The sequence below is a fragment of the Bacillus sp. KS1 genome (assembly GCF_020075515.1).
GTDB classification, from domain to species: domain Bacteria; phylum Bacillota; class Bacilli; order Bacillales; family Bacillaceae; genus Bacillus; species Bacillus velezensis.
Genome location: NZ_JACAWW010000019.1, coordinates 168,458 through 180,562 on the forward strand (window position 1 = coordinate 168,458; position 12,105 = coordinate 180,562).

Genomic DNA, 12,105 nt, shown 5'->3' on the forward strand with positions numbered 1-12,105 from the left:
TCGGCTCTCCCAACAAATAGGCTCATCCTAGAAACGTTGGCGGGCATTTACCGGAAGCTTGCGAACCGCATTACAGCAACGAAACAGATGGGAGCTGATCCAATTTGAAATGTCCTTCATGCCAGCATAACGGTTCCCGCGTACTTGATTCACGACCTGCGGACGAAGGGAAATCAATCCGCAGAAGGCGGGAATGCGAAGCCTGCCATTACCGCTTCACTACATTTGAGAAGTTTGAAGAGATGCCTCTGATCGTCGTGAAAAAAGAAGGCGTCCGGGAAGAATTCAGCCGTGAAAAAATGCTGCGCGGGTTAATTAAAGCTTGTGAAAAAAGGCCCGTTCCTTTAAAAACATTGGAAGACATGTGCTTTGACATTGAAAAAGAGCTGAGAAACCAAGGTGTATCTGAAGTCAAAAGCGAACTTGTCGGAGAAATGGTAATGGACCGTCTGGCGAAAATCGATGAGGTGTCTTATGTCCGCTTTGCCTCCGTCTACCGGCAGTTTAAGGATATAAACGTGTTTATCGATGAATTGAAAGATTTAATAAAGAAAGAACGCTGAGAGAGCTAAGAGATTGTGTCTGGCTCTTTTCTCATGAGCAAAATTGGCATTTGATAGATCGCAGAAACGGTGTAAAATGAGAGTAGAAACATATCGGAAGGTTTGAGAATCATGGCTGACTATTGGAATGACGTATTGCCTGTAGATCCTTATACGGTCAAAAGCCGTTCGCTTCTTCAGGATGTCGACAGACAGGTTTTGACACATCTGTACCAGCCGCTGATCGGTTCTTTTGCATACTCCCTTTATATGACCTTATGGGGGGAGCTTGAGCAGAACCGCTTGTGGGGAGCGGAATCCACGCACAGGCAGCTGATGGGCATGATGCAGTCAAATTTAAAAAAGATTCATCATGAACAGGGAAAGCTTGAAGGAATCGGGCTGCTGAAAGTGTATATCCGGGAGTCCGAGCAAAAAGAGCGGATGTTTATTTATGAGCTGCTGCCCCCGCTCAGACCGAATGATTTCTTTGAAGACGGCATGCTGAATGTCTTTCTTTATAACAGAGTCGGTAAAACGAAATACCAGCAGCTGAGACAATTTTACACGCATCCTTCCGTCGGCGCGGGTGCAAGGGAAATTACCCGTCCGTTTAATCACGCCTTTGCCTCTTTTCAGCCGAGCGAATGGAAAATGACGCCTGATATGGAAGAAGCGATGAAGCTCCCTGAGGACTATGAGACGGCGTCTGTCGGACAAGCGCCTTCCTATACGGTGACGGAGGAAGTGTTTGATTTTGAGCTTTTCATGGCGGGACTGTCAGAAACGATGATACCGCGCAAATCAATCACGCAGGATGTGCGGGAGAGCATTAAAAAGCTTTCATATTTATACGGAATAGATCCTATCTCCATGCAGCACGTCGTCATGACCGCAATTAATGAACAGGATACGATAACGGCCGAAGCGCTGAGGAAAGCGGCCAGCGACTGGTACCAAATTGAAAGAAGCGGGAAGCTTCCGGAACTTATTGATAAAACACAGCCTGTCACCTTGAGAGAAAACCGGACGGAAAAGGACGATTCATTGAACGGCGAACTCATCGCACAGCTTGAGACCATATCACCGAGAAAGCTTCTTCAGGACATTGCGGACGGGACCGAGCCGTCAAAAGCCGACTTGCAGATTATCGCCGATATTATGTTCGAACAAAAGCTTGAGCCCGGCGTCACCAATGTGCTGATTTATTATGTCATGCTGAAAACGGATATGAAGCTGTCCAAAAACTATATCCAAAAAATCGCCGCCCACTGGGCCAGAAAGAAAGTCAAAACGGTACGGGAAGCAATGAAGCTCGCAATAGAAGAGCACAGGCAATATCTTGATTGGGCGGACGGCAAAACAAACGGCGCGGCGCGCGGCAAAAAAACCGTCCGGGAAGAAAAGCGCCCTGATTGGATGAAAGAAGAAGAAACCGGGAAGAAACAAGAACAGCCGGCTCTTTCCGCGCAGGATCTTGAGGAACAGAAGAAAAGAATGATGGAAGAAATGAAAAAACTGAAAAAATACTCTGCCTATTGAGACAGAGAAGCGGGGTGATATTGAATGGAACCGATCAGCCGATCCTTAGAAGGCGTGACGAAAAGACCTGACTTTCAAAAACGCCTGGAACGAATGCAGCAGCAAGTCATGGCCGACGAAGACGTCCAGGCTTTTTTGAAGGAACAGAAAGATGTAATCAATCAAAGCATGATTGACAGAGGGTTAAATAAACTGTACGAATTCGTTCAGCAAAGCAAACAGTGCGCCTTCTGTTCGAAAGACAGCCGGACGAACAGCCTGCTTGAAGGCTATCATCCGAAGCTTGTGATCAACGGGCGTTCCATTGATATTGAATATTACGAATGCCCGGAAAAGAGAAAGCTCGACCGACAGAAAAGACAAAAGTCCCTGATGAAGAGCATGTATATCCAGCAGGATCTTCTCGGCGCGACGTTTCAGCAGATCGACATTACCGATCCGAGCAGAGTCGGCATTTTCCAGCATGTGACGGATTTTCTGAAGAGCTATAATGAAACGGGAAAAGGCAAAGGGCTGTACCTGTACGGAAAATTCGGAATCGGAAAGACATTTATTTTAGCCGCCATTGCTAACGAACTGGCGGAAAAAGAGTATTCATCAATGATCGTATATGTTCCCGAATTTGTCAGAGAGCTGAAAAACTCGCTCCAGGATCAGTCGTTGGAGGCGAAACTGAATATGGTGAAAACGACGCCCGTACTGATGCTTGATGACATCGGAGCGGAGTCAATGACAAGCTGGGTCAGGGATGAGGTCATCGGCACCGTGCTTCAGCACAGAATGAGCCAGCAGCTTCCCACTTTCTTCTCGTCTAATTTTTCACCTGACGAGCTGAAGCATCATTTTACGTATTCACAGCGGGGAGAAAAGGAAGAAGTAAAAGCGGCAAGACTGATGGAGCGGATTTTATATTTGGCTTCGCCCATCCGTCTTGACGGGGAAAACCGCCGCCGTTCATGATGCCGGCGTCCAATGGGAAGGATTTGAGGGAATGAGGAATAAGAAGGCTGTCACTTGGGCTGCGGCTGCGGCGGGAGCGGGTCTTTTGCTGTGGGCAAACCGCAAATATCTGAATCTGTCGCCTAAGGAGATCCGGCTGTGGGTATTATCGTTCGGTGTTTTTGCGCCGCTTGTGTTTATCGGAATTTCCATCGTCAGGCCTTTTGTGCTGTTTCCCGTATCGATCGTTTCCGTCGCCGGAGGATTGGCGTTCGGCCCGTTTTTCGGCACCGTGTATACGCTGGCGGGCTCAATGGGCGCTGCCGCCGCGTCTTTTTTTGCGGCGTGGCTGTTTGCCTTCAATGAGAAAAACCGTCATGGAAAAATGGAAGCCATTCAAAAGCAGATGAAAACCAATGGCTTCTTTTATATTTTTATCCTGCGTATTCTGCCTGTTAACTTTGATGTGATCAGCTATGCCGCGGGCCTATCGAAAGTCAGGCCGATGACGTATTTTTTGGCGACCGCAGCGGGCATTATTCCGGGGACGATCGTCCTGAATGTGCTCGGCGCGAGCTTTATGTCCGGCAATGTGCTGACCGTACTCTGCGTGATCTGTCTTTACATCGTATTTTTATCGCTTCCCGTTATATTTAAAAAGAAGGTGCGCCATTTGTTCGGCGGTGAAAGCTAACCTTTACGTCTATTTTAAAAACATCCCCCATATACTTGTAACAGATGCCGTAAGGGGGGACAAATATGCTTGAAGTGATCTTTGAAGATGACCACGATACCGCCGCTTTTTTACATCTCATTCAGCAATCGGACGACCGGAGACATTTTATTGTCCGTGAAGGCATAAAAAAAGTCGGAATCGCAAGGTCTGAAACGGCTTTTTGCGTTCAGCGCTTTATTGAGCCGATACTTGTCAGGTTTTTTTTGGAATGCAAAGAAGACGAGCATATGCTTTCGCTTATTGAGGATGCATACTGCTTCACCGATCAGGATGAACAGCAGCAAATCCTTCAGCTTGCACACAGCATTATGGAAGGAGAGTTGGATGATCATCCGTTCGAGCCGAAGAAAGAGCCGCGCACACAGTTTATTTCAGATGCGCTCCGGACGATTTCACTTGATGCGGGTGTTTTTTCCGTGCGTTCGTTTCAGACGTTCCGGCTCGGCAGGTATTATGAGCGGCTCAGAGAATACGCGGAGGCCGCGATAGATGAATACCGGATGGAACAGGAATATCAAAACTTTATCCAGTCTCTGAGAGATTATGTGACATCCAATCCGCCGCGGATGAAGAAAGTCCGCATCGTACATGACCGGGCTTTTACGCTGTGGGAGCTGCGCTATTTGTCAGAACGGGAACAGAAAAAATACATAGACAGACGGTTTGTGCGGGAGCACCCGATGTATATAGATTCCCATCTCCTTGCGCCTCTGATCTCCATTGCGCCTGAGACGGTAGAACTGTATACGGACAAACCGGAGCATATGATGTCCAGAACGATTCAAAACGTGTTTCAGGAGAGGGTGCGCCTTTTTCCGCTGGGCGCGTTTGCAGCCGAGAAGACGGAAGGATAGCCGCACGGACGGCCTTGCGTAAGCGGCAGGGCTGTCTGTGCGAAATCAGACGGAAAACCGAGTTGCATTTTTCTCGCAGACATTTTATAATACATAAAAGATTAATGATTGCTACACGTATTGATAAGGACATGAAGCATTGATACCGGCTTTATAAGAGAGGAGAGCCCAGGCTGAAAGCTTTCCAGCTATGGATCATTGTCTTTACCGCCTTTGAACTTCAGCTGTGAACGCCGGAAGAAGCGCCAGTAATAGCTGACGGGAACTCCCGTTACAGAGTTTAGAGCCGCAGGTGCCGAAACAATCGGCCGCGCGGAAAAAAGGGTGGAACCACGATTCCGTTTATTTAACCTCGTCCCTTTCATAGGGGGCGGGGTTTTTGATTTGCATAAAAAAAGGAGTGACGAAGATGTCAGATATGATCAACATCACATTTCCGGACGGAGCGGTAAAGGAATTTCCGAAAGGAACCACAACAGAAGATATCGCGGCATCCATCAGCCCGGGATTAAAGAAAAAGTCTTTAGCCGGAAAACTGAACGGACAGGAAATTGATTTAAGAACGCCGATTCAAGAGGACGGTGCCGTAGAAATCATTACAGAAGGCACAGAAGAAGGTTTGAACATCATGCGGCACAGCACGGCGCATTTATTGGCCCAGGCGATAAAACGCATTTATAAAGATGTGAAATTCGGAGTCGGCCCCGTCATTGAAAACGGGTTCTATTATGACGTTGAAATGGAGCAGGCGCTGACGCCGGATGACCTTCCGAAGATTGAAAAAGAAATGAAACGCATCGTCGGTGAAAATCTGCCGATCATCCGAAAAGAAGTGAGCCGTGATGAAGCAAAAGCCATGTTTGCGGAAATCGGCGATAATCTGAAGCTTGAACTGCTGGATGCCATCCCGGAAGACGAAACGGTCTCCATTTATGAGCAGGGCGAATTTTTTGACCTGTGCCGCGGCGTGCACGTGCCGTCTACAGGCAAAATTAAAGAATTTAAGCTGCTGAGCCTTGCGGGCGCATACTGGCGCGGCGACAGCAAAAACCAAATGCTTCAGCGCATTTACGGCACGGCCTTCTTTAAAAAGGATGACTTGAAAGAGCATTTGCGGATGCTTGAAGAAGCGAAAGAGCGTGACCACCGAAAACTGGGCAAAGAATTAAAATTGTTCGCCAACTCTCAAAAAGTCGGACAAGGCCTGCCGCTCTGGCTGCCGAAAGGCGCGACCATCCGCCGCGTGATCGAGCGCTATATTGTAGATAAAGAGCTGAGCCTCGGTTATGAGCACGTGTATACGCCTGTTCTCGGAAGCAAAGACCTGTACGAAACATCGGGCCACTGGGAACATTATCAGGACGGCATGTTCCCGCCAATGGAAATGGACAATGAAACACTCGTGCTCCGTCCGATGAACTGTCCTCACCATATGATGATTTACAAACAGGACATTCACAGCTACCGCGAGCTTCCGATCCGCATCGCAGAGCTCGGAACGATGCATCGATATGAAATGTCCGGGGCGCTTTCAGGTCTTCAGCGCGTACGCGGCATGACGTTAAATGACGCGCACATTTTCGTCCGCCCTGACCAGATTAAAGAAGAATTCATCCGCACGGTCCGTTTGATTCAAGACGTATACGAAGACTTCGGCCTGAGTGATTACACATTCCGCCTGTCTTACCGCGATCCTGAAGATACGGAAAAATATTTTGATGATGATGAGATGTGGAACAAAGCGCAATCCATGCTGAAGGCGGCAATGGACGAAATCGACCATGACTATTATGAAGCGGAAGGCGAAGCGGCGTTTTACGGCCCTAAGCTTGACGTGCAGGTGAAAACGGCGATCGGCAAAGAAGAGACATTGTCAACTGTACAGCTTGACTTCCTTCTTCCGGAACGCTTTGATCTCACTTACGTCGGGGAAGACGGCAAACAGCACCGTCCTGTCGTTATTCACCGCGGCGTCGTGTCAACGATGGAGCGTTTCGTTGCTTTCTTAATCGAAGAGCACAAAGGCGCCCTTCCGACATGGCTTGCGCCGGTGCAATTCCAAGTCATTCCTGTATCACCGTCCGTGCATCTTGACTATGCGAAAAAAGTGCAGGAGCGCCTGCAGCGTGAAGGCCTGCGTGTCGAGCTTGACAGCCGGGACGAAAAAATCGGCTATAAAATCCGTGAAGCGCAAATGCAAAAAATCCCGTACATGCTTGTGGTCGGTGACCAAGAAGCGGAAAACGGCGCGGTAAATGTCCGGAAATACGGCGAGCAGAAATCAGAAACCGTCTCATTGGACGATTTTGTGAAAAAGGCTGTAGCCGAAGCGAAAAAATAATCGAAAATACAAAAAACCCCGTTCATTCAGAATGGGGTTTTTTGCGTATAAAATTAGCATTCTTTTTGTTTCTCTATAATCGCAAACAGCTCGTGAAGATCGCTGATCACGTAATCAGGCGCAATGTCCGTATCATTTTTCTTTTGTGTCCGGTTTACCCAGACTGTTGTAATACCTGCCCGTTTCGCTCCCAATATATCAGTATTGAGGTTATCTCCGACCATAATGGCGTCTTCTTTTTTCAGGTTCAGGAGGCCGAGGCAATGTTCGAATATGGAGGCGTCGGGTTTCCCTTTTCCGAAAGCACCTGAGATGACGATTTCATTAAAATAAGGCGCGAGCTCAGGAACGCCGGCGAGTTTTTCTTTCTGCAGGCTGGGATCGCCGTTTGTCAGCAGAAGCAATTCATAAACACCTTTCAGCTTATCAAGCACCGCAAACGTTTCATCATACACGTACGGACGCTGTCTGCGTTCCGCCGCGAAAAACTCCGCCAAATATTCGCCGTAAGCCGCATCGTCTATACCGACGCTTTTTAAGCCGTTCGTCCAGGCGTTTCGTCTGTATTCCGGCGCAATCCGATTCAGCTGTTTAAATCCTTCGCTGACCGGCTCGGAAAAATTCGCCCATAATCCTTCAAACGGATTAATGCCGATCATGACCGTATAAGGATAGGTTTCGTATGACATATACAATTCCCGTGCCGCTTTCCGAACCGCTTCCTCAAATGTATGCGGGTCAAGGCCATATTTTTTTTCCGCTTGTAAACATGTTTCTCTGAATGTTGTTCTGACGCTTTTTTCATCCCATAACAGTGTATCGTCCAAATCAAAAAATACGGCTTTCATGATCTTCTCCTCTTTGTTATATTCTGAAACTCTCTGCCGCAAGGCTCCCGTTTATTCTACAATAGATATATAGACTGTGAAAGATTTGTTTTCAGATGATTTGAAAAAAACAGGCAGGTTTGTGTCAGATTCTGTCTCAGGCTCTAAAACGTGATAAAATAAAATTTGAAAGAACAGGTGAAAAGTATGCTGCATTTGATCATCATGATGCTGGAAAGAGTCGGAATTATCGTCATATTGGGATTTGTTCTGGCTCATACCAGATTGTTCAGACAGGCGCTCCAGCAGCCTGAGAGCTATAAAGGCAAAGCGGTGCTGATTTCAATTTTCTCGCTGTTCAGTATCATCAGCAACTATACGGGAATAGAAATTCAGCGGAATACAATCATGAATAATGACTGGGTGTTTCAAATTAATCCGTCCGGTTCAATTGCCAATACAAGAATTATGGGCGTTGAAATCGGCGGACTCTTAGGCGGCCCGTATGTGGGGATCGGCGTCGGCATACTGGCCGGCCTGCATCGTTTATCACTCGGCGGCGCGACCGCTGTCAGCTGTGCCGTCTCATCCGTTTTAGCGGGCATTTTGTCCGGCTGGATCGGACGGTATTTCAGAAAACGCTATGCGATGCCGACACCGCGGGTGGCCGCGCTTGTCGGACTCGGGATGGAATCACTGCAAATGCTGCTCATCCTCTTGATGGCCAAGCCGTTTTCTGATGCTTGGACGCTTGTGAGCATCATCGGCATCCCGATGATATTGGTAAACGGGTCAGGGACTTTTATTTTTCTTTCGATCATTCAGTCGATTATCAGGAAGGAAGAACGGGCGAGAGCCCTTGAAACCCATAGGGTGCTGATGATTGCCGATCAGACGCTTCCGTTTTTCCGCCAGGGGCTGAATGAAAGCTCATGCAAAAGCGTCGCCGCCATCATCCACAGGCAAACAGGAACGGACGCGGTATCGCTTACGGATAACGAAAAGATTTTGGCGCACGTCGGCGCGGGTGCCGACCATCATATTCCGTCTGAAAGCCTGATCACCGGATTGTCAAAGCGCGTCATTAAAACGGGTCATATTATGAAAGCGACATCAAAGGAAGAAATTGAATGCACGCACGATCCTTGTCCGCTGCATGCGGCGATTGTATTGCCGCTGACGTCAAACGGCAAAACGATCGGGACGCTGAAAATGTACTTTAAAAGCCCGTCAGGTTTAAGCCGGGTTGAAGAAGAGCTTGCAGAAGGACTCGCCATGCTGTTTTCCACCCAGCTTGAACTCGGCGAGGCGGAACTGCAGAGCAAATTGCTGAAAGACGCAGAAATAAAGGCGCTTCAGGCACAGGTCAATCCGCATTTTCTGTTTAATGCGATCAATACGATTTCTGCTCTTTGCCGTACGGATGTGGAAAAAACCCGAAAGCTTCTGCTGCAGCTCAGCGTCTATTTCCGTTCCAATCTGCAGGGGGCAAGGCAGCTGCTCATCCCGCTTTCTAAAGAACTAAACCATCTGCAGGCATATTTATCATTGGAGCAGGCCCGTTTTCCCGGGAAATATAAAATCAGCCTTGAAATCGAACGCGGTTTGGAGGACATCGAAATTCCTCCTTTTGTGCTGCAGATCCTCGTCGAAAATGCGCTCCGCCATGCATTTTCAAGAAAGCAGGACAGCTGTGCCGTCAATGTCAGCGTGGTATCCGCCGGTCAATCGGTTTTAATGCGGGTTGGAGATAACGGGCGGGGAATTGATCCGGAATTGCTGTCCGTGCTCGGAAACCGTCCGCTCCCGTCTAAAGAAGGGACGGGAACCGCGCTTTACAATTTAAATCAGCGGCTGATCGGGCTGTTCGGCCCCAAAGCAGCCCTGCGATTGGAAAGTGAGGCCGGCAAAGGTACGGACGTATCATTTGAGCTGCCTTTGAAACTGATGACTAAAGGAGAAGAACATGCTGAAGGTGTTAATCGTTGATGATGAAATGCTGGCAAGAGATGAATTAGCTTATTTGCTGAAACGGACGAATGAAGTAAGTGACATAAACGAAGCAGAAAATATTGAATCCGCTTTTGACAGTATGATGGATCAAAAACCGGATCTGCTGTTTTTGGACGTTGATTTGTCAGGAGAAAACGGATTTGACATTGCCAAACGGCTGAAAAACATGAAAAATCCGCCGGCCGTCGTTTTTGCGACGGCGTATGACCAATTTGCTTTAAAAGCCTTTGAAGTCGACGCGCTCGATTATTTAACGAAGCCTTTTGATGAAGAAAGAGTGCGCCAGACGATCAGAAAGTTTAAAAGAGTGAAGCAGGACAGGGCAGGCGCCGTCTCAGAGCAGCCGTCCGCAGCCGGAGCGCATAAACTGGCTGTATCAGCCGGTGAATCTATTGTCATTTTAGATACAAGGGACATTATTTTCGCCGGCATGGAGGACGGACACGTTTCCGTCAAAACGTTTGCCGCGTCTTATTCCGTTCATGAAACTTTGGCTGTCATTGAGAAAAAACTGCCTGATACGGGTTTCTTGAGAGTGCACCGCGCGTTCATCGTGAATACGGAGCATATTACGGAAATTCATCCGTGGTTTAATTCGACGTACAATCTTATCTTGAAAGACGGCTCTAAAATTCCCGTCAGCCGTACATACGCCAAGGACTTAAAAAAGCTGCTTCATATTATATGAGGCGGCTTTTGCATTTCAGCAGCCGTTTTTTGCATTTCAGAATGAATATTCAGCCGTTTATTATGAAAGCGCTTTAAAAACCGATTTCTCTTTTATAATGGACCTAACAAAGAGAAAGAGGTGAAGAAAATGAGTGCGAAAAAAGTGTACGGATTTCTGACACAAGCATTTATTTTTGCCGTAATTATGCTCATATCTAATGGGATTGCAGCGATTGTCCCCATTCCTATACCCGCTTCCGTAGTAGGTTTGGTGTTATTATTTGTCCTCTTATGCCTGAAAGTGATTAAGCTTGAACAAGTAGAAACGCTGGGAACATCATTAACGTCACTGATCGGATTTTTATTTGTCCCGTCGGGCATCTCCGTGATGAATTCACTTGGCGTCATGCAGCAGTACGGCGTGCAGATCGCACTCGTCATCTTACTCGCCACCATCATTCTGTTAGGGGCGACGGGCCTTTTTTCTCAGCTGATCTTGTCTGTCAGCCAAAAACGTCAGAAGACTGCTCCTGAAAAACAAACGGTGCGCCGTTCCAATCAGGAAAAAGAACTTGTGCAGCATTAGGAGGGAAATCGGATGAGTCCATATTTCGGTATTGTCGTTTCACTTGCGGCCTTTGGCATCGGCACGTATTTATTTAAAAAAACGAGAGGCTTTTTCCTCTTCACCCCGCTGTTTGTCGCGATGGTGCTTGGAATCCTTTTTCTGAAGCTCGGCGGTTTTTCATATGAAGATTATAAAAGCGGAGGAGACATTATTAAATTCTTCCTGGAGCCCGCGACGATCGCTTTTGCCATCCCTTTATACAAACAGCGTGACAAACTGAAAAAATACTGGTGGCAGATCATGTCTTCTATCATTGTCGGCTCTATCTGCTCAGTCACGATTGTCTATTTGATCGCAAAAGGCATTCATCTTGACGCGGCCGTTATGAAAAGCATGCTTCCGCAGGCGGCGACAACGGCAATTGCCCTTCCGCTGTCAAAAGGGATCGGCGGCATCACCGACATCACCGCTTTCGCCGTTATTTTCAACGCCGTTATCGTCTATGCTCTTGGCGCTCTATTCTTAAAACTGTTTAAAGTAAAGCACCCAATCTCTAAGGGACTGGCTCTCGGCACATCAGGACACGCACTCGGTGTTGCGGTCGGTATTGAGATGGGGGAAGTAGAAGCGGCAATGGCAAGTATCGCGGTTGTCGTCGTAGGAGTGGTGACGGTGCTGGTCATTCCGGTATTCGTTCAGCTCATCGGAGGATAAACCCGGGTCATAGACCCGGGTTTTTTATTGTCCGGCAGCATCTGCGGGCGGCAAAGAACGAAATTTCACATTTTTCCTTGCGCTCACACTGGCATCGTGTTAAAATGAAAAAGTTGATCCGGAGAAGTCATTCTTGACTAATGATCCGGTATTGTGTAGAATAGTTATTGAATTGAATATAAATCACAAGCAGAGGCACCCGCTTCTCACCTGATTGACACATTCATGTAGTTGGCAGGTTGACCGTACATTTTTATTTATGCAGATGTTCGTAGTGTGGGTGTGTTGTCATGCCCGCACTTTTTGTTTGCCTGCAGAATGCAGTCAAAAAGCGTTGTGAATCAATTCGAAGAAACTATG

At 47.6% G+C, this 12,105-nt stretch carries 11 protein-coding genes and 1 other annotated feature; of the genes, 10 read left to right on the forward strand and 1 reads right to left on the reverse strand.

Translation table 11 applies throughout. The annotated features are described in order from the left end of the window. The first annotated feature begins 104 nt into the window (after positions 1-104). From nrdR to thrS, 6 genes are all read left to right on the forward strand, one after another. Complete coding sequence (gene nrdR / locus HWY38_RS14530) at positions 105-563, forward strand: transcriptional regulator NrdR (protein WP_003152473.1); 459 nt, start codon at positions 105-107, stop codon at positions 561-563. A gap of 111 nt (positions 564-674) precedes the next feature. Then, positions 675-2,084: a replication initiation and membrane attachment family protein gene (locus tag HWY38_RS14535; RefSeq protein ID WP_224182100.1), complete on the forward strand. Its 1,410-nt coding sequence runs from the start codon at positions 675-677 to the stop codon at positions 2,082-2,084. A 24-nt stretch (positions 2,085-2,108) separates the two neighbouring features. After that, positions 2,109-3,044 carry a primosomal protein DnaI gene (gene dnaI, locus HWY38_RS14540; protein ID WP_032873717.1) on the forward strand — a complete coding sequence of 312 codons (936 nt, stop codon included), beginning with the start codon at positions 2,109-2,111 and terminating at the stop codon, positions 3,042-3,044. 31 nt (positions 3,045-3,075) lie between these two features. Further along, the gene (locus HWY38_RS14545; RefSeq protein WP_224182101.1) at positions 3,076-3,717 is read left to right on the forward strand and encodes a TVP38/TMEM64 family protein; all 642 of its coding nucleotides are present in this window, start codon (positions 3,076-3,078) and stop codon (positions 3,715-3,717) included. Positions 3,718-3,782: 65 nt separating this feature from the next. Then, positions 3,783-4,613: a putative sporulation protein YtxC gene (gene ytxC, locus HWY38_RS14550; RefSeq protein WP_015240356.1), complete on the forward strand. Its 831-nt coding sequence runs from the start codon at positions 3,783-3,785 to the stop codon at positions 4,611-4,613. A 409-nt stretch (positions 4,614-5,022) separates the two neighbouring features. After that, on the forward strand, positions 5,023-6,954 hold the full coding sequence (thrS, locus tag HWY38_RS14555; RefSeq protein ID WP_224182102.1) for a threonine--tRNA ligase: 1,932 nt from the start codon (positions 5,023-5,025) through the stop codon (positions 6,952-6,954). 53 nt (positions 6,955-7,007) lie between these two features. Here the strand turns inward: thrS and HWY38_RS14560 are convergent, their stop codons facing one another. Beyond that, positions 7,008-7,802 carry an HAD family hydrolase gene (locus tag HWY38_RS14560; RefSeq protein ID WP_224182103.1) on the reverse strand — a complete coding sequence of 265 codons (795 nt, stop codon included), beginning with the start codon at positions 7,800-7,802 and terminating at the stop codon, positions 7,008-7,010. Between the two features lie 186 nt (positions 7,803-7,988). Here HWY38_RS14560 and HWY38_RS14565 point away from each other — a divergent pair, with 186 nt between their 5' ends. From HWY38_RS14565 to lrgB, 4 genes are all read left to right on the forward strand, one after another. Further along, positions 7,989-9,770: a sensor histidine kinase gene (locus HWY38_RS14565; RefSeq protein ID WP_007408090.1), complete on the forward strand. Its 1,782-nt coding sequence runs from the start codon at positions 7,989-7,991 to the stop codon at positions 9,768-9,770. After that, positions 9,748-10,482 carry a LytR/AlgR family response regulator transcription factor gene (locus HWY38_RS14570; RefSeq protein ID WP_224182104.1) on the forward strand — a complete coding sequence of 245 codons (735 nt, stop codon included), beginning with the start codon at positions 9,748-9,750 and terminating at the stop codon, positions 10,480-10,482. Before HWY38_RS14565 ends, HWY38_RS14570 begins: the two co-directional genes overlap by 23 nt. A 129-nt stretch (positions 10,483-10,611) precedes the next feature. Next, entirely contained in the window at positions 10,612-11,049 is a 438-nt protein-coding gene (gene lrgA / locus HWY38_RS14575; RefSeq protein WP_007613022.1) for an antiholin-like murein hydrolase modulator LrgA, read from the forward strand. A gap of 12 nt (positions 11,050-11,061) precedes the next feature. Further along, a complete protein-coding gene (gene lrgB, locus HWY38_RS14580; RefSeq protein ID WP_007408093.1) occupies positions 11,062-11,745 on the forward strand; it encodes an antiholin-like protein LrgB in 684 nt (227 codons plus the stop codon). 181 nt (positions 11,746-11,926) lie between these two features. Continuing rightward, positions 11,927-12,057: a sequence feature (ribosomal protein L20 leader region), on the forward strand. The last annotated feature ends 48 nt before the right edge of the window (positions 12,058-12,105 follow it).